Origin of the sequence: Atlantibacter subterraneus (assembly GCF_007570865.1) — a bacterium.
Taxonomy (GTDB): Bacteria; Pseudomonadota; Gammaproteobacteria; order Enterobacterales; family Enterobacteriaceae; genus Atlantibacter; species Atlantibacter subterraneus.
The window spans coordinates 528,998-555,292 of sequence record NZ_VLPS01000003.1 but is presented as its reverse complement, the minus strand read 5'-3'; the positions used below and the strand labels follow the sequence as shown (position 1 = coordinate 555,292).

Annotated in this window: 18 protein-coding genes; 10 read left to right on the top strand and 8 right to left on the bottom strand. The window is 58.3% G+C overall.

Annotated features, from left to right (window positions below; all coding sequences use genetic code 11):
* The first annotated feature begins 307 nt into the window (after positions 1 to 307).
* Complete coding sequence (locus FND52_RS08295; protein WP_125291703.1) at positions 308 to 3,637, top strand: diguanylate cyclase; 3,330 nt, start codon at positions 308 to 310, stop codon at positions 3,635 to 3,637.
* Here the strand turns inward: FND52_RS08295 and alkA are convergent.
* The gene (alkA, locus tag FND52_RS08290; RefSeq protein ID WP_144130454.1) at positions 3,619 to 4,473 is read right to left on the bottom strand and encodes a DNA-3-methyladenine glycosylase 2; all 855 of its coding nucleotides are present in this window, start codon (positions 4,471 to 4,473) and stop codon (positions 3,619 to 3,621) included. The two genes, FND52_RS08295 and alkA, sit on opposite strands and share 19 nt — an antisense overlap.
* 131 nt (positions 4,474 to 4,604) lie before the next feature.
* Between alkA and yegD the strand changes: the two genes are divergently transcribed.
* Positions 4,605 to 5,957: a molecular chaperone gene (gene yegD, locus FND52_RS08285; RefSeq protein WP_144130574.1), complete on the top strand. Its 1,353-nt coding sequence runs from the start codon at positions 4,605 to 4,607 to the stop codon at positions 5,955 to 5,957.
* Positions 5,958 to 5,979: 22 nt separating this feature from the next.
* Here the strand turns inward: yegD and FND52_RS08280 are convergent, their stop codons facing one another.
* Positions 5,980 to 6,276: a helix-turn-helix domain-containing protein gene (locus tag FND52_RS08280; RefSeq protein WP_144130452.1), complete on the bottom strand. Its 297-nt coding sequence runs from the start codon at positions 6,274 to 6,276 to the stop codon at positions 5,980 to 5,982.
* Positions 6,273 to 6,626: a type II toxin-antitoxin system RelE/ParE family toxin gene (locus FND52_RS08275; protein ID WP_144130450.1), complete on the bottom strand. Its 354-nt coding sequence runs from the start codon at positions 6,624 to 6,626 to the stop codon at positions 6,273 to 6,275. Before FND52_RS08275 ends, FND52_RS08280 begins: the two co-directional genes overlap by 4 nt.
* Positions 6,627 to 6,853: 227 nt before the next feature.
* On the opposite strand from FND52_RS08275, the gene FND52_RS08270 reads away from it, so the two are divergent.
* The 8 genes from FND52_RS08270 to yegS all read left to right on the top strand — a co-directional run bounded on the left by FND52_RS08270 (position 6,854) and on the right by yegS (position 20,478).
* Complete coding sequence (locus FND52_RS08270) at positions 6,854 to 8,080, top strand: MdtA/MuxA family multidrug efflux RND transporter periplasmic adaptor subunit (protein ID WP_144130449.1); 1,227 nt, start codon at positions 6,854 to 6,856, stop codon at positions 8,078 to 8,080.
* Positions 8,080 to 11,202 carry an MdtB/MuxB family multidrug efflux RND transporter permease subunit gene (locus tag FND52_RS08265; RefSeq protein ID WP_144130447.1) on the top strand — a complete coding sequence of 1,041 codons (3,123 nt, stop codon included), beginning with the start codon at positions 8,080 to 8,082 and terminating at the stop codon, positions 11,200 to 11,202. Before FND52_RS08270 ends, FND52_RS08265 begins: the two co-directional genes overlap by 1 nt.
* Positions 11,203 to 14,292: a multidrug efflux RND transporter permease subunit MdtC gene (mdtC, locus tag FND52_RS08260; RefSeq protein WP_144130445.1), complete on the top strand. Its 3,090-nt coding sequence runs from the start codon at positions 11,203 to 11,205 to the stop codon at positions 14,290 to 14,292.
* 3 nt (positions 14,293 to 14,295) lie between these two features.
* Positions 14,296 to 15,702: an MFS transporter gene (gene mdtD, locus FND52_RS08255; RefSeq protein WP_144130443.1), complete on the top strand. Its 1,407-nt coding sequence runs from the start codon at positions 14,296 to 14,298 to the stop codon at positions 15,700 to 15,702.
* Entirely contained in the window at positions 15,702 to 17,108 is a 1,407-nt protein-coding gene (baeS, locus tag FND52_RS08250; protein ID WP_125291696.1) for an envelope stress sensor histidine kinase BaeS, read from the top strand. Before mdtD ends, baeS begins: the two co-directional genes overlap by 1 nt.
* Positions 17,105 to 17,827, top strand: a complete 723-nt coding sequence (baeR, locus tag FND52_RS08245; protein ID WP_125291695.1) for an envelope stress response regulator BaeR — start codon at positions 17,105 to 17,107, stop codon at positions 17,825 to 17,827. The genes baeS and baeR overlap by 4 nt, the downstream gene beginning before the upstream one ends.
* A 136-nt stretch (positions 17,828 to 17,963) precedes the next feature.
* Positions 17,964 to 19,325: a prephenate-dependent tRNA uridine(34) hydroxylase TrhP gene (gene trhP / locus FND52_RS08240; RefSeq protein WP_125291694.1), complete on the top strand. Its 1,362-nt coding sequence runs from the start codon at positions 17,964 to 17,966 to the stop codon at positions 19,323 to 19,325.
* A 253-nt stretch (positions 19,326 to 19,578) separates the two neighbouring features.
* On the top strand, positions 19,579 to 20,478 hold the full coding sequence (gene yegS, locus FND52_RS08235) for a lipid kinase YegS (RefSeq protein WP_144130441.1): 900 nt from the start codon (positions 19,579 to 19,581) through the stop codon (positions 20,476 to 20,478).
* Here the strand turns inward: yegS and FND52_RS08230 are convergent.
* Genes FND52_RS08230 through FND52_RS08210 form a run of 5 tightly spaced genes read right to left on the bottom strand, consistent with a single transcriptional unit; the run spans position 20,475 to position 26,295 of the window.
* The gene (locus tag FND52_RS08230) at positions 20,475 to 20,948 is read right to left on the bottom strand and encodes a hypothetical protein (RefSeq protein WP_244290560.1); all 474 of its coding nucleotides are present in this window, start codon (positions 20,946 to 20,948) and stop codon (positions 20,475 to 20,477) included. The genes yegS and FND52_RS08230 overlap by 4 nt on opposite strands.
* Complete coding sequence (locus FND52_RS08225) at positions 20,935 to 21,708, bottom strand: winged helix-turn-helix domain-containing protein (RefSeq protein ID WP_125291692.1); 774 nt, start codon at positions 21,706 to 21,708, stop codon at positions 20,935 to 20,937. Before FND52_RS08225 ends, FND52_RS08230 begins: the two co-directional genes overlap by 14 nt.
* 54 nt (positions 21,709 to 21,762) lie before the next feature.
* On the bottom strand, positions 21,763 to 22,467 hold the full coding sequence (locus FND52_RS08220; protein ID WP_144130439.1) for a fimbrial biogenesis chaperone: 705 nt from the start codon (positions 22,465 to 22,467) through the stop codon (positions 21,763 to 21,765).
* Positions 22,439 to 23,785, bottom strand: coding sequence for a fimbrial protein (locus FND52_RS08215; RefSeq protein WP_144130437.1), 1,347 nt, complete (start codon positions 23,783 to 23,785; stop codon positions 22,439 to 22,441). The genes FND52_RS08220 and FND52_RS08215 overlap by 29 nt, the downstream gene beginning before the upstream one ends.
* Positions 23,782 to 26,295, bottom strand: a complete 2,514-nt coding sequence (locus FND52_RS08210; RefSeq protein ID WP_244290559.1) for a fimbria/pilus outer membrane usher protein — start codon at positions 26,293 to 26,295, stop codon at positions 23,782 to 23,784. The genes FND52_RS08215 and FND52_RS08210 overlap by 4 nt, the downstream gene beginning before the upstream one ends.

Below are 26,295 nucleotides of genomic sequence, written 5' to 3'. Positions count from 1 at the left end.
AGGACGACGCCGCAGCGCCAAACGCGGCAATTATAGGGATTTCGCCCCCCCGATACCAGTCACAGGTGCGCCGACATCCGGTTGCGAATAACTTTTTTTAAAGAGTGGCACCGGAACGCATTTTTTTAACCATAATCTCAGTTAATAATTCAGGCTATTGCGATTAAAACAATAAAGCTTGCTGCAATGAGAATTTATCAGTCGGCGGCATAGGAATTGTAAATTGTTTGTACTAGCATAGCCCGATACGTCGAATAATGCGTCCGGGCTTTGCTCCTGGCGGCAATGCCATAACGGATTAGCGGTAATGATTAAAAAGAACATGCGCGTTGAAGTTTCTACGCCTCATCCCGTATTACGGTTGCTAAGCCTGGGGCTATTAAGTTTTTTATTTACCCTTTTTTCTCTTGAGCTGACGCTGTTAGGTTCATCCCTTGCGCCGCTGTGGTTTCCCACCGCCATTATGATGGTGGCTTTTTATCGGCATCCGGCCTCTTTTTGGCCCGCTATCGCCGCGGCGTGCGTGGCCGGTAATTTACTTGCGTCACTGGTTTTATTTCCCTCAAACCATATTGTAATAACCTTTCCGCTAATCAATATTCTTGAAGCCCTGCTCGGGGCAATATTACTGCGCAAACTTCTGCCCTCTGCCAATCCATTACAAAATCTCAACAACTGGGTAAAGCTGGCGATCGGCAGCGCGGTTATTCCCCCGTTATTCGGTGCGGTTTTGGCGGTTATTTTTACGCCGAACGACGAAAATCTACGAACGTTTTTTGTATGGGTATTATCCGAGACGATTGCCGCCATCGCGCTGGTACCGATTGGTCTGCTGTTTAAATCCCACTATTTGCTACGCCATCGCAATCCACGGCTGTTGGTCGAAACGCTGGGATCGCTGTGCTTGACGCTGGCGCTGAGCTGGCTGGCGCTGCATTATCTGCCCTGGCCGTTTACCTTTATCATCGTCCTGCTGATGTGGAGCGCCATTCGGCTGCCGCGTCTGGAGGCGTTCACGATTTTCCTGGCAACGGTGATGGTGGTCTCCCTGACGCTCACCCGCAACCCGGAAATGCTCACCGCGCCGCATCCTTCGGTGATGGTGAATGCGCCCTGGCTGCCGTTCTTGCTGATCCTGCTGCCCGCTAATGTAATGACTATGGTGATGTATGCGTTTCGCGAAGAGCGTAAGCATATTTCCGAGAGCGAAACCCGCTTTCGTAACGCCATGGAGTACTCTTCAATCGGCATGGCGCTGGTGTCGATTGATGGCCGCTGGCTACAGGTCAATAAATCCCTGTGCCAGTTTCTGGGATATCCCCCGGAAAAAATGTGCGGCATGACATTCCAGCAAATCACCTGGCCGGAAGATTTACATGACGATCTGGAACAGCTGGAGAGCCTGATTAAAGGCGATATCAACAGCTATTCCATGGAAAAGCGCTACTTCAACCATGCCGGTGAAGTGGTCTGGGCGCTGATGTCGGTTTCGGTGGTGCGGGATAATAACGGTGCGCCGCTCTATTTTATTGCCCAGATTGAAGATATTAACGATCTCAAACATACCGAGTGGATGAATAAACGCTTGATGGAGCGCATTACGCTGGCTAACGAGGCGGGCGGCATCGGTATCTGGGAATGGGAGTTAGGGCCCGACATTATTAGCTGGGATAAGCGGATGTTCGAGCTGTACGATATTCCACCTCACATCAAGCCCACCTACCAACTTTGGGCGTCCAGAGTGGTAAAAGAAGATCTCGGTTCAGTCGAGATGACGATCAACGATGCGCTAAAAGCGCGCATCCCGTTTAAAATCGAATTCCGCATTCAGGTCAGTGAAGGCATCCGCCATATTCGCGCCCTTGCCAATCGCGTCATTAATAAGCAGGGCGATGTGGAGCGGCTGCTGGGCGTGAATATGGATATGACCGAAGTTAAACAGCTTAACGAGGCGCTATTCCAGGAAAAAGAGCGTTTGCATATTACGCTCGACTCTATCGGCGAAGCGGTAATTTGTACCGACGTCGATATGAACGTGACCTTTATGAACCCGGTCGCGGAGACCATGAGCGGCTGGTCGCAGGAGCAGGCTATGGGCCAACCGCTGCTGTCGGTGCTGCGCATTACCTTCGGCGACAAAGGGCCGCTGATGGAAAATATCCACAGCGGAGACGTCAGCCGCACCGCCATCGAACAGGACGTGGTGCTGCACTGCCGCAACGGTGGAAGCTACGATATTCACTACACCGTGACGCCGCTCAGCACCCTGGATGGGCAAAACATCGGCTCGGTGCTGGTGATTCAGGACGTCACCGAATCACGCAAAATGCTGCGCCAGCTGAGCTACAGCGCCTCGCACGATGCACTCACCCATCTGGCGAACCGCGTGAGTTTCGAAAATCATCTCAAACGCCTGCTGCAAAGCGTGGGCGAAAACCATCAGCGCCATGCGCTGGTGTGCATCGACCTCGACCGCTTTAAAGCGGTAAACGACACAGCAGGCCATGCAGCGGGGGATGCCCTACTGCGCGAACTGGCATCGCTGATGCTGGGCATGCTGCGCACCACCGATATTCTGGCGCGCCTCGGCGGCGACGAATTCGGCCTGCTGTTGCCGGACTGCGGCATCGAAAACGCGTATACCATCTCAACCCGGCTGATTCAGGCGGTGAATGACTACCACTTTATGTGGGAAGGCCGCCTGCACCGCATCGGTGCCAGCGCCGGGATCACGCTGATCGACGCCAGTAATAATCTGGCTTCAGAAGTGATGTCACAGGCGGATATCGCCTGCTACGCGTCAAAAAACAAAGGGCGCGGCATGGTTACGGTGTACGAACCGCAGCAGCAGCACTTACAGCAGCAGCGCACGTTACTGGCCCATGAAGAACAGGCGCGGATTATTAACGACAATCATATGATGCTACTGGCGCGCGCCGTGGCGTCGCCGCGCATACCGGAATCCATAAACTTCTGGATCCTGTCGCTGCGACTGTGGACCAGCGAAGGCAATGTGCTGGAGGAAGCGTCGTTTCGCTCGGGCCTCACTGACCCCGCGCTCTCATGCGCGCTTGACCGCCGCGTGTTTACTGATTTTCTGCACAACCACGCCACCGCTATCACGCTGAAAGGGTTTGGTGTCGCTCTGCCTTTATCGCCTCAGGGCATCGCCAGCGATGAGACCATTAACGAGATACTGGCGGCGCTGAGCACCAGCGCGCTGCCGCCGCGCTTGCTGCACTTCACTCTTCATAGCGACGTGCTGCTGGCGGAGGACGAGCGTGCCAAAAACAATATGATCAAGCTGCGCAATGCCGGTTGCCGCATTATTGTCAGCCAGGTTGGGCGCGATATGGAGATCTTTAACCAACTGACGCGCCAGATGTGCGATTACGTGATGATTGAGCCGGAGCTGGTCACGGATGTTCACACCAACCTGATGGATGAGATGATGGTGACCATCATCCAGGGGCACGCCCAGCGCCTGGGGCTGAAGTGCATCGCCGGCCCCGCCGATCAGGCGCTGATTATGGACACGCTTTCCGGCATCGGCATCGATATGATTTGGGGCGATACCATCGCCCAGACCCAGCCGCTGGATATGCTGCTTAACCAGGGTTACTTCGCGATTAACTGATCCGGCTGCCAGCCGTGGTTATACCAGATGTGCAATAACGCATACGAGCGCCAGGGCGACCAGCGCTCGGCGTAGCGGCGAATTTGTGCGGGGGTCATGCCGGGGAAGCGCAGTTTGATGGCGTAGTCATCCGGCAAAAACACGTCGGGGCTTTGCCAGCCGCGCAACGCGAAATAGCTGGCGGTCCAGCGACCAATCCCCGGCAGTTTCATCAGCGTTTTGATGCCCTGCTCGACGTTTTCCGGGCGGGACAGCATCAGCTGTCCGTCCAGACACAGCTGCGCCAGGTTGATGATAGTGTCTGCCCGCATTTTCGACATGCCCAGCGCTTTTAACGCCTCCCAGCGAGCACTGGCCAGGATCTGCGCATCCGGAAAACAGCGCCAGCCCGGTTCACCATCCAGCGGTTCACCGTACGCCTGCACCAGTTTACCGGTCAGTTTCGCCGCCATAGCGACGCTCACCAGCTGGCCTAATACCGCGCGGATCATCTGCTCAAACGGATCGACGCAGCCAGGCAGCCGTAAACCCGGTATCGGGGCGGCGAGTTCGCCCAGGGTGTCGATAATGGGTTGTGGGTCGGTCTCTAAATCCAGCCAGCCGCGCAGCCGCGCCAGCGCCTCGTCGGCAACCGGCAGCAGGCCGTCGCTCAGGGTGACGTGCAGCTGGTTATTACCGGCAATGTGAATGGTGGCCAGCCCCCGGGCATCGCCAATAGCCATCACCCGCTGCAGGCTGTCATCGTTAATGATTTCGACGCCCTCGACGGTACGGTGGCGTAAAAAGCCGCACATCCAGGCCCAGTCGTACGGGCCGCGGTAGTCAATTATAAACATGCTATCTCCTTGAATGACTGGATTCAGGGTAGCCGTTTCCTGCCCGTTTCGCCTTGCTTTACTATTCCGATTGCTGCCCGCACCACATTCAGCTAAAGTCGCCCCCCTTCTTCACAGGCATGGGGATGAAAATGTTTATTGGTTTTGATTACGGCACCGCGAACTGTTCGGTGGCGATGATGCGCGACGGCACGCCGCAGATGCTGACGCTGGAAAACGATTCGCCGCTGCTGCCGTCGATGCTGTGTGCGCCCACCCGCGAGGCGGTGAGCGAATGGCTGTACCGCTGTCACGATGTCCCGACGCCGGGCGATGAAAACAAAGCGCTGCTTCGCCGGGCGATTAACGCTAACCGCGAAGAAGATATTCGGGTTAGCGACGCCAGCGTGCAGTTTGGGCTGGCGGCGTTGCAGCACTATATGGACGACCCGGAAGAGGTCTGGTTTGTTAAATCGCCGAAGTCGTTTCTCGGCGCAAGCGGCCTGAAACCGCAGCAGGTAGCGCTGTTTGAAGATCTGGTATGCGCCATGATGCTGCATATCCGCAACACCGCCGCCGCACAAACCCACGAGGCCATCGACCAGGCGGTTATTGGCCGTCCGATTAACTTCCAGGGGCTGGGCGGCGATGACGCCAACGCCCAGGCGCAGGGCATTCTCGAACGCGCGGCGCAGCGCGCTGGTTTTCGCGATGTGGTATTTCAATATGAACCCGTCGCCGCCGGACTGGATTTTGAATCCACCCTGACCCAGGAAACGCGCGTGCTGGTGGTGGATATCGGCGGCGGCACCACCGACTGCTCGGTACTGTTAATGGGGCCGCAGTGGGCGATGAAAGCCGATCGCGAAGCCAGCCTGTTAGGCCACAGCGGCTGCCGCATCGGCGGTAACGATCTGGATATCGCTCTGGCATTTAAACAGCTGATGCCGCTGTTAGGCATGGGTGGCGAAACCCAGAAAGGTATCGCCCTGCCGACGCTGCCCTGGTGGAACGCGGTGGCCATCAACGATGTCCCGGCGCAAAGCGATTTTTACAGCGTAGCCAATGGCCGGTTGCTGCTGGATTTGATCCGCGATGCCAAAGCGCCTGACGACGTCGCCAGACTGCGTAAAGTGTGGCAGCAGCGTCTGAGCTACCGTCTGGTGCGGGTCGCCGAGGAGAGCAAAATCGCGCTCTCTGCCGGGGATAACCACCTGGCGCGGATGCCGTTTATCACTGACGACCTGCAGGCCGCCATTTCGCAAACCGAACTGGAAGCAGCGCTGACCCAGCCGTTGCAACGCATTATCGAACAGGTGACGCTAGCGCTGGAAGCCAGCCATATCACACCGGAGGTGATTTATCTCACCGGCGGCAGCGCCCGCTCGCCGCTGATCCGCAATCTGCTGGCCGCGTATTTGCCCGGGACGCCGATTCGTGGCGGCGACGATTTCGGCTCGGTCACCGCCGGGCTGGCACGCTGGGCGAACGTGGTGTTTCGGTAATAGCTGAGTTGTCTGGGGAAGTTCAGAGTGAAATCACTCTGCTTCCTTCGGGCAGTTCGATGCTGATCTTCAATTCACCGCCCAGGGCTTCTGCGTAACGTTTCAACGTCGAGACTTTAATATCATCTCCGCGCCGCTCCATGGCGGCCACCGCAGGCTGGGTTACGCCCAGCCTTTCGGCAAGCTCCTGCTGCGACATGGCGCGCATTTCTCTGATGCTCGGTAAGCCATTTTCGGCAGCGAACTCTTCAGCCAAACGCTCAATTTCGGCCCGATGTTCAGGGGTAAGCTCTGCCAGGTGTTGCTGTAATGTTTTCATTCCCGATCCTTTTTGCGGGCAAGGTAGCGCGCAAAAATCGCGTCAACCCGCGTGATCAATGTTGTATAAAAGCGCTTCTGCCCCGTTTTCTTCCCACCGTAAAGCATTATCGCTTGCCGGCTATAATCAAAAGCGAAACAAATCCGCCACGGGTCGCCAGCATATTGCAGGCGTAACTCTTTCATATTGGGGTAAAAGGAACCAAAAAGCGTATCAACGCGTGGTCGACCCAACGCCGGGCCGGTTAACTCAAGGGTTAATAACGCGGCATTAACGCGATTCTTCAATCCCGGTTCCTGGTCATACAGCCATTGTTCAAACTCTGGCGTAAAGACAACCGTCCATGTCATAACCACCTCATAAAGTGTAATTTATATTTAGTGCCTAAACCACACTCTATACTGTCGAAATTTGTACGGCTGATTCCCGTCTCGATCCTGCGAGAAATCTCGAACAAAAGCGTTGATTCGGAGGAATCCTGACGCTGTTCCATATTTCCTCCATTTTTCCCCCGTCGCTGATCTCTAAACTAGTATCATTACGCCTAATCGTTTCAGGATAAGAAGACGTTTAACTTATGAAAGGTACTGGTTTATCGCGTTGGATGTGGCTCATCGTTATTGTTATCGCCATCGTAGCGGGCGTGTGGTACTGGCACGCTCAGAAGCCAGACGCGCCGTCGGGTCAGCAGGCTTCCGGCCAGCAGCGCAAAGCGGGCGGTGGTCGCCCCGGCATGCGCGGTGCGCTCGCGCCAGTACAGGCGGCAACCGCCGTCAGCGCAGCGGTTCCCCGCTATCTTTCCGGGCTGGGCACCATCACCGCCGCCAATACCGTTACCGTGCGCAGCCGTGTTGACGGGCAGTTGATGGCGCTGCACTTTCAGGAAGGGCAGCAGGTGAAAGCGGGCGATTTGCTGGCGGAAATCGATCCCAGCCAGTTTAAGGTTGCATTAGCCCAGGCCGAAGGCCAGTTGGCCCGCGATAAAGCCACCCTCGCCAATGCCCGGCGCGATTTAGCGCGCTATCAGCAGTTGAGCAAAACCAACCTGGTTTCGCGCCAGGAGCTGGATGCCCAGCAGGCGCTGGTTAATGAAACTCTCGGCACCATCAAGGCCGATGAAGCCGCTGTCGCCAGCGCGCAGTTACAGTTGACCTGGAGCCGCATCACCGCGCCGGTGGACGGGCGCGTCGGCCTTAAGCAGGTGGATATCGGCAATCAGATTTCCAGCGGCGACACTAACGGTATTGTGGTGCTGACCCAGACCCATCCTATCGACGTGCTGTTCACCCTGCCGGAGAGCGATATCGCCACCATCGTACAGGCGCAAAAAGCCGGGAAAACCCTGACGGTGGAAGCCTGGGATCGCACTAACAAGCAGAAGCTCAGCACCGGGACCTTGCTGAGTCTGGATAACCAAATCGACGCCACCACCGGCACCATTAAGCTTAAGGGCCGTTTCGAGAATCAGGACGACGCCCTGTTTCCCAACCAGTTCGTTAACGCACGCATGCTGGTAGACACTCAACAGGATGCCATCGTTATCCCCACCGCTGCGCTGCAAATGGGCAACGACGGTCACTTCGTGTGGGTGCTGAACAGCGATAACAAAGTCAGTAAGCACACCGTGACCACCGGGATTCAGGACAGCGAAAAAGTGGTGATTGCCGCCGGGCTGTCGGCAGGCGATCGCGTGGTGACCGACGGGATCGACCGCCTGACCGAAGGAGCCAGCGTGGAAGTGGTGGAAGCGCATAACGCTCAAACTGAGGCACCTTCGCAGAAATCACAGGGAGCGCAGTCCTGATGCAGGTGTTACCTCCGAGCGCCACCGGCGGGCCGTCGCGGCTATTTATCCTGCGCCCGGTCGCCACTACGCTGTTGATGATCGCCATTATGCTGGCGGGCGTGTTGGGCTACCGTTTTCTGCCGGTCTCGGCGCTGCCGGAAGTGGACTACCCCACCATCCAGGTGGTGACGCTGTATCCCGGGGCCAGCCCGGATGTGGTGACCTCGGCGATTACCGCGCCGCTGGAACGCCAGTTCGGCCAGATGTCCGGCCTGAAGCAGATGGCCTCACAAAGCGCCGGTGGGGCCAGCGTGATCACCCTCCAGTTCCAGCTTTCATTAGCGCTGGACGTCGCGGAACAGGAAGTGCAGGCGGCTATTAACGCCGCCACCAACCTGCTGCCCAACGATTTGCCGAACCCGCCGGTGTACAGCAAAGTCAACCCGGCGGACCCGCCGATCATGACCCTGGCGGTGACCTCAAGCGCGCTGCCGATGACCCAGGTGGAAGACATGGTGGAAACCCGGGTAGCGCAGAAAATTTCCCAGGTTTCCGGCGTCGGGCTGGTTACGCTGTCCGGCGGGCAGCGTCCGGCGGTGCGGGTCAAACTTAACGCCCAGGCGCTGGCCGCTCTCGGGGTGACCAGCGAAACCGTGCGTACTGCCATCAGCAATGCCAACGTCAATTCAGCGAAAGGCAGTCTCGACGGCCCGGAGCGCGCCATCACTCTCTCGGCCAACGACCAGATGAAATCGGCGGATGAATACCGCAACCTGATTATCGCTTACCAGAACGGCGCGGCGATCCGCCTGGGGGATGTGGCGACCATCGAACAGGGCGCGGAAAACCGCTGGCTCGGCGCATGGGCCAACAAGCAGCAGGCCATCGTGATGAATATTCAGCGCCAGCCCGGCGCAAATATCATTGCCACTGCCGACAGCGTGCGGCAGATGCTGCCCACGCTGACGCAAAGTTTGCCGAAATCGGTGGAGGTGAAGCTGCTGGCCGACCGCACCACCAATATTCGCGCCTCGGTGACCGACACCCAGTTCGAGCTGATGCTGGCTATCGCGCTGGTGGTGATGATTATCTACCTGTTCCTGCGCAACGTGCCGGCGACCATCATTCCCGCCGTGGCGGTGCCGCTGTCGCTGGTTGGCACCTTTGCGGTGATGGTGTTCTTTGATTTCTCGATCAATAACCTGACGCTGATGGCGCTGACAATCGCCACCGGGTTTGTGGTGGATGACGCCATCGTGGTGATCGAGAACATCTCGCGCTATATCGAAAAGGGCGAGAAACCGCTCGCCGCCGCGCTAAAAGGCGCGGGAGAAATCGGCTTTACTATTATCTCCCTGACCTTCTCGCTTATCGCGGTGCTGATCCCGCTGCTGTTTATGGGCGATATCGTTGGCCGATTGTTCCGCGAGTTCGCCATCACCCTGGCGGTGGCGATTTTGATTTCCGCCGTGGTTTCCCTGACGCTCACGCCGATGATGTGCGCCCGCATGTTAAGCCACGAATCGCTGCGCAAGCAGAACCGCTTCTCCCGCGCCAGCGAGCGCTTTTTCGAGCGGGTGATTGCCAGTTACGGTCGCGGATTAAAGCGGGTCCTGAACCACCCGTGGCTGACGCTCGGCGTGGCGTTCGCTACCCTGGCGCTGACGGTGCTGCTGTGGATGCTAATCCCCAAAGGCTTCTTCCCGGTGCAGGATAACAGTATTATTCAGGGCACCTTGCAGGCCCCGCAGTCGGCGTCGTTCGCCAGTATGGCGGAGCGTCAGCAGCGGGTGGCGGACGTGATTTTAAAAGATCCGGCGGTGGAAAGCCTGACCTCGTTCGTCGGCGTGGACGGCACTAACGCCTCGCTGAACAGCGCCCGGCTGCAAATCCATCTCAAACCGCTGGACGAGCGCGACGACCGTATTCAGCCGGTGATTGCCCGGCTCCAGCAGGCGGTGGCAAACGTGCCGGGGGTGGCGCTGTATCTGCAACCGACACAGGATCTGACCATTGATACCCAGGTGAGCCGCACCCAGTATCAGTTTACGTTACAGGGCAACTCGCTGGAGGCGCTCAGCACCTGGGTTCCGACGCTGATGGACAAACTCGCCACCCTGCCCGCGCTGTCGGACGTGAGCAGCGACTGGCAGGATCAGGGGCTGGTGGCGTATGTGAATGTTGACCGCGACAGCGCCAGCCGTCTCGGCATCAGCATGAGCGACGTGGATAACGCGCTGTATAACGCCTTTGGTCAGCGGTTGATTTCCACGATTTATACCCAGGCGAACCAGTATCGCGTGGTGCTGGAGCACGACACCCGCACCACGCCGGGCATCAGCGGGCTGGACACTGTTCGCCTGACCAGCGCCGACGGCGGCATCGTGCCGTTAAGCGCTATCGCGAAAGTTGAGCAGCGCCATGGGCCGATGTCGATTAACCATCTCGACCAGTTCCCGTCCACCACCATTTCGTTCAACGTGACCGACGGTTATTCGCTGGAGCAGGCGGTGAACGCGATTCTTGACGCCGAGAAAACCCTCGAATTCCCGGCGGATATCACCACCTCGTTCCAGGGCAGCACCCTCGCCTTCCAGTCGGCGCTGGGCAACACCATCTGGCTGATCCTGGCGTCGGTAGTGGCGATGTATATCGTACTCGGCGTGCTGTATGAGAGCTTTATTCACCCCATTACTATCCTCTCCACGCTGCCAACCGCAGGCGTCGGCGCGCTGCTGGCGCTGATGCTGGCGGGCAGCGAACTGGACGTGATTGCGATTATCGGCATCATCCTGCTGATCGGCATCGTCAAGAAAAACGCCATCATGATGATCGACTTCGCGCTGGCGGCGGAACGTGAACAGGGGCTATCCCCTTATGACGCCATCTACCAGGCCTGCTTGCTGCGTTTTCGTCCGATCCTGATGACCACCCTGGCGGCGCTGCTTGGCGCGCTACCGCTGATGCTGAGTACCGGGGTCGGCGCGGAGCTGCGCCGTCCGTTGGGCATTGGCATGGTGGGCGGGCTGCTGGTGAGCCAGGTGCTGACCCTGTTCACCACCCCGGTGATTTACCTGCTGTTTGACCGCCTGTCGCACTACACCCGGGCGCGTTTTGGCCGCAAAACCGAGGAGGCGTAAGTGCGATTTTACGCCCTGTTTATCTATCGGCCTGTTGCCACCATCCTGCTAACGCTGGCGGTAACGCTGTGCGGCGTGCTGGCGTTTCGCCTGCTGCCGGTGGCCCCGCTGCCGCAGGTGGATTTCCCGGTGATTATGGTCAGCGCCTCGCTGCCCGGCGCGTCGCCGGAGACCATGGCCTCGTCGGTGGCGACACCGCTGGAGCGCGCGTTAGGGCGCATTGCCGGGGTCAATGAGATGACCTCGTCCAGCTCGCTCGGCAGTACGCGGATTATTTTGCAGTTTGATTTTGACCGCGATATCAACGGCGCGGCGCGTGACGTGCAGGCGGCAATCAGCGCGGCCCAGAGCCTGTTGCCAAGCGGAATGCCGAGCCGCCCGACGTATCGCAAGGCCAACCCGTCCGATTCGCCGATCATCATTCTGACGCTAACCTCCGATACCCTGTCGCAAGGGGCGCTGTACGACTATGCCTCGACCCAGCTGGCGCAGACCATCGCGCAGATCGACGGCGTCGGCGACGTGGACGTCGGCGGTAGCTCCCTGCCCGCGGTACGCGTCGATCTCAACCCACAGGCGCTGTTTAACCAGGGTGTGTCGCTGGACGCGGTGCGCACCGCCATCAGCGACGCTAACGTGCGCCGCCCGCAGGGCGCGCTGGAAGACAGCGACCGGCGCTGGCAGATCCAGACCAATGACGAGCTGAAAACCGCGGCGGAATACCAGCCGCTGATTATTCACTATCGCAACGGCGCGGCGGTGAAGCTTCAGGACGTGGCGACGGTCACCGACTCGGTGCAGGACGTGTGCAACGCCGGGATGACCAACGCCAAACCGGCGATTTTGCTGATGATCCGTAAAGCGCCGGAAGCCAATATTATCGAAACCGTGGATCGCATTCGCGCCCGGGTGCCGGAGCTGCGCGAGATTGTTCCGGCGTCTATCGATCTGCAAATTGCCCAGGATCGCTCGCCGACCATTCGCGCATCTCTCGAAGAGGTGGAGCAAACGCTGGTGATTTCAGTGGCGCTGGTGATCCTGGTGGTGTTTCTGTTTTTACGCTCCGGGCGCGCGACTTTTATCCCGGCCATTGCGGTGCCGGTGTCGTTAATCGGCACCTTTACCGCGATGTACCTGTGCGGCTTCAGCCTGAATAACCTGTCGCTGATGGCGCTGACTATCGCCACCGGGTTTGTAGTGGATGACGCCATCGTGGTGCTGGAGAATATCTCCCGGCATCTTGAAGCCGGAGTAAAACCGCTTCAGGCGGCGCTCCAGGGCGTGCGGGAAGTCGGCTTTACGGTTTTGTCTATGAGCCTGTCGCTGGTGGCGGTGTTCCTGCCGCTGCTGCTAATGGGCGGGCTGCCGGGACGGCTGTTCCGGGAATTTGCCGTCACGCTCTCGGTGGCAATAGGCATCTCGCTGGTGGTGTCTCTGACCTTAACGCCAATGATGTGCGGCTGGCTGCTGAAAGCCAATAAACCGCATACCCAGCCGCGCAAGCGCGGCGTTGGCCGCGTGCTCATCGCCCTGCAGGAGGGTTACGCTAAATCCCTGCAATGGGTGCTGCGCCATACCCGGCTGGTGGGCGTGGTGCTGCTCGCCACCATTGCGCTCAATATCTGGCTGTATATCGCCATCCCGAAAACCTTTTTCCCGGAGCAGGACACCGGTCGTCTGATGGGCGGCATCCAGGCGGATCAGAGCATCTCTTTCCAGGCGATGCGCGGCAAGCTGGAAGACTTTATGAAGATTATTCGCGACGATCCGGCAGTGGATAACGTCACCGGCTTTACCGGCGGCTCGCGGGTAAACAGCGGGATGATGTTTATCTCCCTGAAACCGCTGGGCGAGCGCCATGAAAGCTCGCAGCAGGTGATTGACCGGCTGCGTAAAAAGCTCGCGAAGGAGCCGGGTGCCAGCCTGTTTTTAATGGCGGTGCAGGATATCCGGGTCGGCGGACGGCAGTCCAACGCCAGCTATCAGTACACGTTACTCTCCGACGATTTAGCCGCGCTGCGCGAGTGGGAGCCGAAGATCCGCCAGGCGCTATCCAAACTGCCTGAACTGGCGGACGTTAACTCTGACCAGCAGGACAACGGCGCGGAAATGAGCCTGATTTACGATCGCGAAACCATGGCGCGGCTGGGGATCAGCGTGCAGGACGCCAACGGCTTGCTGAATAACGCCTTCGGCCAGCGGCAGATTTCCACTATTTATCAGCCGCTGAACCAGTACAAAGTGGTGATGCAGGTCGATCCGCGCTACACCCAGGATATCAGCGCCCTGAACCAGATGTTTGTCATCAACAGCGACGGCAAGCCGATCCCGCTGTCCAGCTTCGCCCACTGGCAGCCGGCGAACGCGCCGCTGTCGGTCAACCATCAGGGTCTGTCGGCGGCTTCGACCATCGCGTTTAACCTGCCCACCGGGGTGTCGTTATCCGAGGCCAGCGATGCCATCGACCGCACCATGACCTCGCTCGGCGTGCCTTCCACGGTACGCGGCAGCTATGCGGGCACCGCCCAGGTGTTCCAGGACACCATGAACTCGCAGGTGTTCCTGATCCTCGCGGCCATCGCCACGGTGTATATCGTGCTGGGCATCCTGTATGAGAGCTATGTACATCCGCTGACCATCTTGTCTACCCTGCCCTCGGCGGGGGTCGGCGCGCTGCTGGCGCTGGAGCTGTTCGGCGCGCCGTTCAGCCTGATTGCGCTGATCGGCATTATGCTGTTGATCGGGATCGTGAAAAAGAACGCCATCATGATGGTAGATTTCGCTATCGAAGCGCAGCGTAAAGGCGAGTTGTCGCCGGAGCAGGCAATTTTCCAGGCCTGTCTGCTACGCTTTCGTCCAATCATGATGACCACGCTGGCGGCGCTGTTTGGCGCGCTGCCTCTGGTGATCTCCAGCGGCGACGGCGCGGAACTGCGCCAGCCGCTGGGCATCACCATTGTCGGCGGTCTGGTGATGAGCCAGCTGTTGACGCTCTACACCACGCCGGTGGTTTATCTGTTTTTCGACCGACTGCGACTGCGCTTTACGCGTCAACGTCGTGGAGGTGAAGCCATAACGACGAGTGAATAGCCAATGACGGAATTGCCCAAAAGCGTGCGCTGGCAGCTGTGGATTGTGGCGTTTGGTTTCTTTATGCAAACGCTGGACACCACCATTGTGAACACCGCCCTGCCCTCGATGGCGCGGAGCCTCGGCGAAGATCCGCTGCACATGCATATGGTGATTGTCTCCTATGTGCTGACCGTGGCGGTGATGTTGCCCGCCAGCGGCTGGCTGGCCGACCGCGTAGGGGTGCGCAATATCTTCTTTAGCGCCATCGTGCTGTTTACCCTTGGCTCGCTGTTTTGCGCCCAGGCCAGCACCCTCGACGGGCTGATTATGGCGCGCGTGGTGCAGGGGATCGGCGGCGCGATGATGGTGCCGGTAGGCAGGCTGACGGTGATGAAAATCGTGCCGCGCGAGCAGTATATGGCGGCCATGACCTTCGTCACCCTGCCGGGGCAAATCGGCCCGTTGCTCGGCCCGGCGCTGGGCGGGATTCTGGTGGAATACGCCTCGTGGCACTGGATCTTTTTGATCAACCTGCCTGTGGGGATTGTTGGTGCCATCGCCACGCTGTGGCTGATGCCCAACTACACCATGCAAACCCGGCGCTTCGATTTCTCAGGCTTCCTGATGCTGGCCTTCGGGATGGCGGCGTTGACCCTGGCGCTGGACGGGCAAAAAACCCTCGGCATATCCGTTCCCTGGATCGGCCTGATGGTGGCAGGCGGTTTACTGGCGCTGGCGCTGTATATCAAACACGCCAAAGGCAACGAGCGGGCGCTGTTCAGGCTGAAGCTGTTCCAGACGCCGAGTTTTTCTATCGGGCTTCTGGGCAGTTTAGTCGGGCGCATCGGCAGCGGGATGCTGCCGTTTATGACGCCGGTATTCCTGCAAATTGGCCTGGGGTTTTCGCCGTTTCACGCCGGGTTAATGATGATCCCGATGGTGCTCGGCAGCATGGGCATCAAGCGTATCGTGGTGCAGATCGTTAACCGCTTCGGCTATCGCCGGGTGCTGGTGTTCTCCACCCTCGCGCTGGCGCTGGTAACGCTGCTGTTTATGGGCACCGCGCTGCTGGGCTGGATTTGGGTGTTGCCGGTGGTGCTGCTGTTGCAGGGCGTGGTCAACGCGGTGCGCTTCTCCACTATGAATACCCTGACGCTGAAAGACCTGCCCGACCAACTCGCCAGCGGCGGCAACGGCCTGCTGTCGATGGTGATGCAGCTTTCCATGAGCCTCGGCGTTACCGTTGCCGGGCTGCTGCTCGGCGCGTTCGGCCATCAGCATCTGACGCCGGAGTCGGCGCACAGCGTGTTTCTCTATACCTATCTCAGCATGGCGGTGATTATCGCGCTGCCCGCGCTGGTGTTTACCCGCGTCCCCGAAGACACCCGTAAAAACGAGGTGATCGCGCGACGCAGAAGGAGCGAGTAATGAAGTTGTGGCGGCCCGGCATCACGGGAAAGCTGTTCCTGGCGATTTTCGCCACTTGCATTTTGTTGCTGATCACCATGCACTGGGCGGTGAGGTTTAGTTTCGAGCGCGGATTTATTGATTACATCAAACACGGTAACGCCCAGCGGCTTGAACTGCTGAGCGACGCCCTGGGCGAGCAGTACGCCCTGCACGGTAACTGGCAATTTTTACGCCATAACGACCGTTTTGTGTTTCAAATCCTGCGTTCGCTCGAACGGGACTCCGACGAAGATCGCCATCGCCCGAACGGCCTGCCGCCCCACGGCTGGCGCACCCAGTTCTGGGTGATTGATGAAAACCAGACCGTACTGGTCGGCCCGCGCTCGCCGGTGCCGCCGGACGGGATGCGCCGGGCGATCACCGTGAATAACGCCAGCGTCGGCTGGGTGATCGCCTCGCCGGTGGAGCGCCTGACCCGCTCCACCGACATCAATTTTGATAAACAGCAGCGGCGCACCAGCTGGCTGATTGTCGCGCTGTCAACGCTGCTGGCGGCGGCGGCTACGCTGCTGCTGGCGCGCGGCCTGCTGGCGCCGGTTAAACGGCTGGTGGAAGGCACCCACCAGCTGGCGGCGGGGAATTTCTCTACGCGCGTGACCACGAACAGCCAGGATGAACTGGGTAAACTGGCCCAGGACTTTAACCAGCTCGCCAGCACGCTGGAGAAAAACCAGCAGATGCGTCGCGACTTTATGGCAGATATCTCCCATGAGCTGCGGACCCCGCTGGCGGTGCTGCGCGGCGAGCTGGAGGCAATCCAGGACGGCGTGCGCCAGTTTACCCCGGAGTCGGTGGCATCGCTTCAGGCAGAGGTCGGTACGCTTACCAAGCTGGTGGACGACCTGCATCAGCTGTCGCTGTCCGATGAAGGCGCGCTGGCGTACCAGAAAGCCCCGGTGGACATTGTCAACCTGCTGGAAGTGGCGGCTGGCGCGTTTCGCGAACGTTTTGTGGCGCGCGGACTGACGATCTCGCTGTCGCTGCCCGATCATGCGGTGGTATTCGGCGACGGCGATCGCCTGATGCAGCTGTTTAATAATCTGCTGGAAAACAGCCTGCGTTATACCGACGCGGGCGGCGGATTGCAGATCCACGGGCGCATCGATGCTGACACCCTGACGCTGGCGTTTTCCGACAGCGCTCCCGGCGTAACTGACGCCCAGCTCGGCAAGCTGTTTGAACGCTTTTACCGCGCCGAAGGATCGCGCAACCGCGCCAGCGGCGGCTCCGGGCTGGGGCTGGCAATCTGCGCCAATATCGTCGCGGCCCATAACGGCACGCTGCGCGCCGACCACTCCCCTTCAGGCGGGATTAGCGTTACTGTATCGCTACCCCTCGACGACGAATTACCGAGAGACGCATGACAGAGCTACCGATTGATGAAAACACGCCACGCATTCTGATCGTGGAAGACGAGCCTAAGCTGGGACAACTGTTAATCGACTATCTGCGGGCGGCAGGCTATGCGCCGACGCTGATCGATCATGGCGATAACGTATTGAATTATGTACGCCAGACGCCGCCGTCGCTGATCCTGCTGGATTTGATGCTGCCCGGCGTCGACGGTCTGACGCTGTGCCGGGAAATCCGCCGCTTTTCCGAAGTGCCGATCGTGATGGTCACCGCCAAAATCGAAGAGATCGACCGTCTGCTGGGGCTGGAAATCGGCGCAGACGATTATATCTGCAAACCCTACAGCCCACGGGAAGTGGTGGCGCGGGTAAAAACTATACTGCGCCGCTGCAAGCCGCAAAAAGAGCTGGCGAAGCAGGATGCCGAAAGCCCGCTGGTGGTGGACGAAGGGCGTTTTCAGGCCAGCTGGCGCAAAAAAGTGTTAGACCTGACGCCCGCCGAATTCCGGTTGCTGAAAACCCTGTCGCACGAACCGGGCAAAGTATTTTCCCGCGAGCAACTGCTGAACCAGCTGTACGACGATTACCGGGTAGTGACCGACCGCACCATCGACAGCCATATCAAAAACCTGCGCCGCAAGCTGGAAGCCCTCGACGAAGAGCAGTCGTTTATCCGTGCGGTGTATGGCGTGGGGTATCGCTGGGAAGCGGACGCCTGCCGGATCGTTTAGCGTCTGGCTGGCTGAATCGGTTTACACCTCTGCCCCTCAAGGCTACAATTCCCGCCTTCAATGTGGGGGATAACCCTCTCCCCAAGCCGCCCCACCCGGTGAGGCGGTTCTGACCTGACATCAGAACGAGAACACCATGTTTAAACCTGAACTCCTTTCCCCGGCGGGAACGCTGAAAAACATGCGTTACGCTTTCGCCTATGGCGCGGACGCCGTGTACGCGGGCCAGCCGCGTTACAGCCTGCGGGTGCGCAATAACGAATTTAACCACGAGAATTTACAGCTCGGTATTAACGAGGCCCACGCGCTGGGTAAAAAATTCTATGTGGTGGTGAATATCGCGCCGCATAACGCCAAGCTGAAAACCTTTATCCGCGACCTGAAACCGGTGATCGATATGGGCCCGGATGCGCTGATTATGTCCGATCCGGGTTTGATCATGATGGTACGCGAAGCGTTCCCGGAGATGGATATCCATCTGTCGGTGCAGGCCAACGCGGTGAACTGGGCGACGGTGAAGTTCTGGAAGCAAATGGGCCTGACGCGAGTGATTTTATCCCGCGAGCTGTCGCTGGAAGAGATCGCGGAAATCCGCGAACAGGTGCCGGATATGGAGATTGAAATCTTCGTGCACGGCGCGCTGTGCATGGCCTACTCTGGCCGCTGCCTGCTCTCCGGCTATATCAACAAGCGCGACCCGAATCAGGGCACCTGCACCAACGCCTGCCGCTGGGAATACAACGTTAAAGAAGGCAAAGAGGATGACGTGGGCAACATCGTGCACGTCCACGAGCCGATCCCGGTGCAAACCGTCGAGCCGACGCTGGGCATCGGCGCGCCAACCGATAAAGTGTTTATGGTGGAAGAGGCCCAGCGCCCTGGTGAATACATGACCGCGTTCGAAGACGAGCACGGCACCTATATCATGAACTCCAAAGATCTGCGCGCCATCCAGCATGTTGAACGCCTGACCAAAATGGGCGTGCACTCACTGAAGATCGAAGGCCGTACTAAATCCTTCTACTACTGCGCCCGTACCGCCCAGGTTTACCGCCGCGCGATTGATGACGCCGCCGCAGGAAAACCCTTTGACCCAACCCTGCTGGAAACGTTGGAAGGCCTGGCGCATCGCGGCTATACCGAAGGGTTTCTGCGTCGCCATACCCATGATGATTACCAGAACTACGAATACGGGTTCTCGGTATCGGATCGCCAGCAGTTCGTCGGGGAATTTACCGGCGAGCGTCGTGGCGAACTGGCGGAAGTGAAAGTGAAAAACAAATTCTCTCTCGGCGACAGCCTGGAGCTGATGACCCCGCAGGGCAACATCAACTTTACGCTGGAGCATCTGGAAAACCCTAAAGGAGAGAAAATGGACATCGCACCGGGAGATGGTTATACCGTCTGGATGCCAGTTCCTCAGGATTTAGCGCTGGAATTTGCCCTGCTGATGCGGAATTTCACTGGTCAGAGTACCCGTAATCCTCACGGTAAGTAATTCATTTGAGTTATTTTTTCTTATGGGATGATTCTTAGAAAGAGATCACATACCGCCACGATTGATCCGGGTATGATTCGTTTCGCTGAAAAACATAACCCATAAATGCTAGTTGTACCAGGAACCACCTCCTTAGCCTGCGTAATCTCCCTTACGCAGGCTTATTTTTTTCTCTCTCTTTCAGTGCGTTCTGACACGCAATTTTCCTTTCCAGGATAAACTTCCTGAAGATTGACTCATTTCAGGACACCCCATGGACAGCATCCCCGCTTCACTGATCGTTCTTAATGGCAAAGGCGCAGGCAATGACCTGCTGCGAAGCGCAGTCAAACTGCTGCGCGAAGAAGGCATTACGCTACACATTCGCGTTACGTGGGAAAAAGGCGATGCCGAACGTTTCGTCCAGGAAGCGGTGGCGCTGGGCGTGGAAACGGTGATTGCAGGCGGCGGGGACGGCACCATTAACGAAGTGGCGACCGCGCTGTCGCGTATTGATACGGCGGTACGTCCGGCGCTCGGTATCATGCCGCTCGGCACGGCCAATGACTTCGCCACCAGCACCGGCATTCCGGATGAACTGGATAAAGCGCTGAAGCTCGCCATTGCCGGTAAAGCCACGTCTATCGATCTGGTGGAAGTGAATAACGAAGCGGCATTTATCAATATGGCGACCGGCGGCTTCGGCACCCGCATCACCACTGAAACGCCGGAAAAACTCAAGGCCGCGCTGGGCAGCGTTTCATATTTGCTGCACGGTCTGCTGCGCATGGATACCCTGCAACCGGACCGCTGCGAAATTCGCGGGGAGAATTTTCACTGGCAGGGTGACGCGCTGGTAATCGGTTTTGGCAACGGGCGTCAGGCGGGGGGCGGCCAGCAGCTGTGCCCTGACGCGCTGATCAACGACGGGCAACTCCGGGTGCGGATTTTTACCGGCGACGAGCTGCTGCCCGCGCTGTTTACCACCCTGACCCGCCCGGACGACAGCCCGAATATTGTCGATGGCATCTCTTCGTGGTTTGAAATCACCTCGCCCCACGAAATGACCTTTAACCTTGACGGCGAACCGCTCAGCGGCCAGCAGTTCCGGCTGGAAGTGAAGCCCGGCGCGCTGCGTTGCCGCCTGCCGCCAGATTGCCCGCTGTTGCGCTAACCCCGGCAGTAAAGCGAAGGCGTACGGCTGGTATAGAACATCCAGCCGTCATGGTTGACCTTATTGATATTCAGATAAAACGTGACGTTGGCACGCAGATAGAACTGTGGCAGCGTCGCGAGCAGCAACGGTGTATCGGTCATTCCCCCGGTCGACGAGACCACTTCCTTTGAGATCAGGAAATAATCGTTTCCTTTACGGGTAAAAGTAAAAAATACATTGTGGTTGACCGCTATCGGCTCGGCGTTTTCCGGCTGGATCTCCCCTCGCAATACCGCCACGCCGTTGTCGCCGTTAAATATATACTTCACCACCATATTCGCCTTCATGGGCGGCCGCTCGATAAACGTTTCACCAGTACAATTAAAATGCGCGCGCTGCCAGTATTGCCAGCCATATACCGTGCCCGCCGTGACGCCCGCCAGTAAAAATAACGCCAGAAGATAAATAAAAATTTTACGTATTGTCATTGTTAACACCCAAAAATATATAGCGCGTCACGCACTGGTTTTTTCCCCATACCTGAAATGCCTCGCGGCAGCTTAATGCCGAAAGGCGCGAAAAGTTTTTATAGGCGGATAAATAGACCCAGGGGCGGGTGCGGCAATCCTCGGTAAATCGCTGCGCAAAGTCCTGATGCTTTTTAAAATCGACCGCATCGGGATTAACAAAAAACTGGCAACCGTTCAGATTCTCTAACAACACGAAATGCTGTAGGCGGTTATCAATATCGCTGTGCCAGGTAAAAAACCCCGCAGCGGCGCACACGCTCAGCGCCACCAGCGCAGCGGCAGCCTTGCGCCATATCCCGGGAGGCTTATTCATGGCGGCGGCGACAGGGGGAACTTGCGCCGGTTCCACCACCGGCGACACCGGCTCATCCTCAACGTCGCGAATATCAATGGGCAGTTGCGCTTCGAGTTTAATACCGACCTTTGGCACCGTGACAATCCATTCCTCATTTAGGCCAAATTCTTTAAAAGCCCGGCGTAACAACGAGATATTTTGGTAGAAAGTATTGTTGGTGACCTGCGCGCCATTATTAATCCACACCTGTTGAAAAAAGGTGTCGCGTAATATGACTTCGCCATGATGGCGAATAAGTAAATCCAGACAGCGGCTGGCGGGATTACTGAGGGCAAGCGTTTTCCCCTCTTCTGCCAGTGAGACGAGTTTATGTTTTTGTGGCCAGAAGGCCACGGTTCCATTCAGTAAATAGACCTGTGTCATCTTAATCCCTGATTAGCAAATCAAAATCTATAACCATGACGTCATACGCGGGCATTACTTTACGCTGGCCGTAAATTCCCACGTATTGCCGTCATCGTTAATTACCGAGAAGTTTATCTTATTTTGCGACGGCTCTGGAGACATGGCTGGTACTAACACGGTTTGCGAGAAGGCGGGAATCACCCCTGCGCGTAACGAATATTTTGAATATCGAACATCAATAAGAGAAATATTCCATGGCGAATCATTTATGGCGATTATGGAACCAGCTTGCCGGATAAATGTGATTTTTTCGACTGTTTTTCGTTCAAGCGGCCCCACGCCTTTGGGTCGCCACATCACTTTTAACTGAGTACGCAGCGCCAGGCGCAATTTTTCACCGGCGGGTTCGGCACGGCTTTCCGGGGGGATCTGATAAATATTGAGCCAGAATAGCGATTCCCGATCGCCGGGCAACCCCGCGCCGTGGGTCAGTATCCGCAACAGTTTGCTTTCAGCGCTGTTTAACCGGAATACCGGTGGCAACACCACAAACGGCGCACTGGCGTTGTCCGGCGTATTGCGCGGATCGCCATTGTCCATCCAGGCCTGCACCACCACGGGATAATCGCCGTCGTTGATCAACGACACCGCCGCCTGGGTTGCGCCCTGATTGAAAATCACCCGCGACGCATTAACGTTGACCGCGCCGTGTCCGGCTGCGCTAACCAACAGCCACAGCGCCAGCAGGCTACTGAAGGCGTAACAGGATTTGAGCATGTGATTGATAGGCTCCCGCACTCAGGGTATCGGCACCAAAACTCGCCAGCCGCGCCTCGAAGGTTTCCTGATAATAATTGACCCCGTTCTGGCTACTGACCAGGGACTGCGCGCCGGCAAAAACCGGCGTCCAGCCGGCTGCGCTGCCGCTGCCTGATGTATCGCTGGTAAGCAAATTCATCGCGCTGCCGTTGCGATAAATTCGCACGCCAATCCCTTTCGCGCGACCGGCTTTACCGTAATTTTCATCCAGCAGCCAGCTCACCGCGCTGCCGCTGACCAGGTTGAACTGCCGGGCAGCCGCCACGCTGCTGGCTGGCGCAAGGAAGCCCAGCGCAACGTTGTTTTTATTGGTCGCCACGCCGGAGACTACCGCTGATTCGCAGGCGAAATTTATCTGGAAGTTGGCGCTACGCGAACCGCCGGAACGGAGTTCCGCCACAGTGATTTTGGTAAACAGCACCAGCGGCGTAAAATCCTGGATCTGGCAGATCGCTGAACGCCGCACCACGATGCCGTTGCTGTACAGCGATACGATGCCCGGCCAGTCATTGGGCCAGCCAGACCAGTTGCCGCCGAGGTGTTTCTCGCCAATTTTAATGCTCCAGCTCAGGGTGCCAGGCCCACGGAATACCTGATAGCCCGTGGGCGTCACCACGGCATTGTAATTAAAGCTGGCAGCGGCGTTGGCGTAATAACGTTCATCGGCGGTTTTAATCAACTCCGCACGGATCGGCGAAAAGTTTTTAGCTTTAATCAGGTAGTTGCCGTTGGCATCGGTATCCAGATTAGTCATGGGCCGCTGCTGCCACTCGCTGCGAAACGGCAAGCCGGTCTCTTCATGCGTCAGGCGCAACGCCACGTTTTTCGCCAGCGTCAGATAGGCGTTGGGCACATCGGTGGTTTCATACATTCCGCCGTAAGTGTCATCACCATTAGTGGACCAGGCCTCGAACAGCTGCCCGGCGGTATCCGGGGTACAGCGGAAAAACACCTGCTCCGGATCGTAACCGCCCCGATGGGCAAACACCGTATAGGGAATGCCGCCAGCCGACGACAAAATCGTGCCGGGCGGCTGGAACGTATGGTTACTTGAGATATCGATGGATTTCGACAGCCCAGGCAGCAGTCCATTCTGCGCATCGTTAGCCGCCGTGCCGCGCCAGTCGCTGCCGATGCCGTCGCTGGGGCTGCTCAGCCGGTGGGTGCCAATCGCGCCGGACGCACTGGCGCTGTAAGGGTAAATAATGTATTCGCAGGCACCCGTCGCGGCTCCTGATGCCGCCATCAGTAGCGTAGCAATTATCAATGTTTTCATGGCGACTCACAGGCTCCGGTTAGCGGGATCAGCGGCTGGTTGATTTGCGCGGGCACCAGGCGATATGTCACCAGACAGGGTTGGCCGCCGTCACGCTCGATGCTAATGCGCCCCTGCGGTTGCGTGACCCGGGCATAGGCCTGTAGCCCTTGCCCGACCATGCCGACGATTGCACCCCGGCTGTCTTTTACTTCCGCGCCTAACGTAATGCCCTGCGCGCTTTGCGGTTTCAGGGATATCAGCAGCGCGTGGCCCTGCAACGTGGCGAATTTCAGCTTCACCGCGGCACCGGCCCAGGGCGCGATGCGCTGCTGGCTCTCCTGCAATTCGGTCTGGTTATCCAGCGCCTGGCTATCGAGGCTAATGGTGTTGTAGCGATAGGGCGTCAGGGACGGCACCAGCGCATAGCCATTGCCATCCACCACCGCATTTTGGGTACTGGAGACGCGAGCGCCCTGCGCGCCATCGGCCTCGATCAGCGCAAAAGTTTCGCCAAGCCACGGCCCGACCGTGAGCCCGCCGCCGTGCAGCACCACCGCGCCGCGCACCCCGCCGGACCACTGTTGATAATTCGAGGCCCGGGCATAGCTGCCATTCAGGGTGCCGAAATTACTCATCTTTTGTAGCGTCGCGCTCCAGTTATTCTGGGCGGCGTTGCCGTCTTTACCCTGCTGCCAGCCTGCTGAAACGGCATAGCTGAGCGTCTCTTGCTTATCCAGCGGGCCGGTTAATGACAGCTGGCTGGCCGCCCCGGCCTGTTGCCCACGGCTGGCGGACCAGGAGGCGTAATGTTCGTGCTGGCCCATGCTCAACGGCAGGGACAACGTCAGGGTAAACAGGTTTTCTTTCTGCCCGTCACGCTGCCGCGCACGGGTGTCGCCGCTGCGCATCATCCACCAGGATTGCTGACGGCTGACGGTAAAATTGAGATTCGCCCGGCCAATTTGTGTGGAATAGCCCATCTGCAACTGGGTGGAACGGCCCCGGTTGTCGTAATAATCCATCGTCGAGCCGGAAAACCACAGATTACCGAGTTCGCCCAGCGACTGGTTGAGCGTGGCGGTAAACTGATTACGCTGGTTTAAGGTATCGGAGCGCCAGCTGGCGTCATGCTGCCAGCGGCGTTGCGCCAGCACATCGCTGAAATCGCGGTAGCCCGCGGTGGAATAGCGGTAACCCGCCAGCGCCACATGGGTGCCGGTTGGCGCAAAGGTGCGGCTCCAGTTAGTTTGCCAGCGCCAGCCCTGTTCAGTTTGACCGGCAATACTGGCGCGGGATGCGGTAACATCGCTGCCAAACGCGCCAAAACGGGTCGCCACCACGCCGCCCGCCACCAGCGCCTGATACTTTTCACCCACCCGGGCGGCGCTGTTCAGCGTCAGGGTATTTGACCAGCCGTGCTCCAGCGTGAAGTCCGCAAAACGATTATTCACCTGCGGATAGTCCCGCGCCGCGCCCAGCACGCTGCTGTAGCGCCATGTACCGGGACGCATCGAGAGCGGTACCGAGGCAAACGGGACGGTGAACTGGCTACGTTTGCCCTGAGCCTCGATGACATCCACCTGCAAATCGCCTTCCCAGGCGCTGTTCGCCAGGGTATCAATCAGAAAGGGCCCTTCAGGTACGCTGGTTTCATAGATCTTGCGGCCATTCTGGCTCACCACTACGCGCGCCGGGCTGGTTGCGGTGCCGCGAATTTCCGGCGCATAGCCGCGCCGCGACTGCGGCTGCATCCGCTCGTCGGTCTGGAGCTTGACGCCGGTAAACGCCACGCTGCCGAGCAAATTCCCGGCGGTATAGCTTTCCCCCAGGGTTAAGGTGCTGCCGAGCGCGGCAATCGGGCGCTGCACCCAGGTTTGCAGGTTGTCCCACTTCTGGGTTTGCCGATCGTTAAAGCGGCTGATGCTGGCGGATGACTGCTGGCGGAACTGCCATAAGCCCAGGTTGATCCCGGAATTGAGGCCCAGCCAGCCGTAGTCGCTGCGGCTGCCGTTACCGCTGCTGCTGTAGAAGTTGGCGTTGTAGTTGGTGAACAGCACGCTTTCCCCGGCATTCCACTGGGAAGCGGGAACCGCATCCGCTGGCCCTTTACGCAGCGCCGCCTGAGGCACGTATAATGATAATTTCAGCTCGGCGGTAGCCAGTTCCCAACGCGCGCCTTCCACTACCGCCTGCGGATAAAGGCATTGCGCATCGGTTTCAGGCTTAAGGCTCACCCCCTGGTTTTGCCAGAATGCCGCGCTCAGGCAGGGCACCACCTCACCCGAGGGTAATGCGCGAAACGGGATCTCATCCTGCTGGACAAACTGATTATTCAGCCAGATATCCACGCTGTAGCGCCCCGCGACTACCGCGTTTTCCTGATTAAAGCGCTCAATGCCTTCACCGAAGCCGCTGCCTAAAAATAGCGAAGGGTCAAATGTAAACACCTCTCCCTGCGCGGCGGCTTTGGCCTGATGAGCGTTAATCATGCCCAATAATACGCAGGCGGCGATTTTTGCCGGCTTCAT

Bases quoted from the DNA above. Each gene is read 5' to 3' on its own strand.
- FND52_RS08275 (WP_144130450.1), bottom strand. From the start codon at position 6,626: ATGACATGGACGGTTGTCTTTACGCCAGAGTTTGAACAATGGCTGTAT.
- FND52_RS08280 (WP_144130452.1), bottom strand. From the start codon at position 6,276: ATGAAAACATTACAGCAACACCTGGCAGAGCTTACCCCTGAACATCGG.
- baeR (WP_125291695.1), top strand. From the start codon at position 17,105: ATGACAGAGCTACCGATTGATGAAAACACGCCACGCATTCTGATCGTG.
- FND52_RS08210 (WP_244290559.1), bottom strand. From the start codon at position 26,295: ATGAAGCCGGCAAAAATCGCCGCCTGCGTATTATTGGGCATGATTAAC.
- baeS (WP_125291696.1), top strand. From the start codon at position 15,702: ATGAAGTTGTGGCGGCCCGGCATCACGGGAAAGCTGTTCCTGGCGATT.
- mdtD (WP_144130443.1), top strand. From the start codon at position 14,296: ATGACGGAATTGCCCAAAAGCGTGCGCTGGCAGCTGTGGATTGTGGCG.
- FND52_RS08220 (WP_144130439.1), bottom strand. From the start codon at position 22,467: ATGCTCAAATCCTGTTACGCCTTCAGTAGCCTGCTGGCGCTGTGGCTG.
- FND52_RS08215 (WP_144130437.1), bottom strand. From the start codon at position 23,785: ATGAAAACATTGATAATTGCTACGCTACTGATGGCGGCATCAGGAGCC.
- trhP (WP_125291694.1), top strand. From the start codon at position 17,964: ATGTTTAAACCTGAACTCCTTTCCCCGGCGGGAACGCTGAAAAACATG.
- FND52_RS08225 (WP_125291692.1), bottom strand. From the start codon at position 21,708: ATGACACAGGTCTATTTACTGAATGGAACCGTGGCCTTCTGGCCACAA.
- yegS (WP_144130441.1), top strand. From the start codon at position 19,579: ATGGACAGCATCCCCGCTTCACTGATCGTTCTTAATGGCAAAGGCGCA.
- FND52_RS08295 (WP_125291703.1), top strand. From the start codon at position 308: ATGATTAAAAAGAACATGCGCGTTGAAGTTTCTACGCCTCATCCCGTA.
- alkA (WP_144130454.1), bottom strand. From the start codon at position 4,473: ATGTTTATAATTGACTACCGCGGCCCGTACGACTGGGCCTGGATGTGC.
- FND52_RS08270 (WP_144130449.1), top strand. From the start codon at position 6,854: ATGAAAGGTACTGGTTTATCGCGTTGGATGTGGCTCATCGTTATTGTT.
- FND52_RS08265 (WP_144130447.1), top strand. From the start codon at position 8,080: ATGCAGGTGTTACCTCCGAGCGCCACCGGCGGGCCGTCGCGGCTATTT.
- yegD (WP_144130574.1), top strand. From the start codon at position 4,605: ATGTTTATTGGTTTTGATTACGGCACCGCGAACTGTTCGGTGGCGATG.
- FND52_RS08230 (WP_244290560.1), bottom strand. From the start codon at position 20,948: ATGACAATACGTAAAATTTTTATTTATCTTCTGGCGTTATTTTTACTG.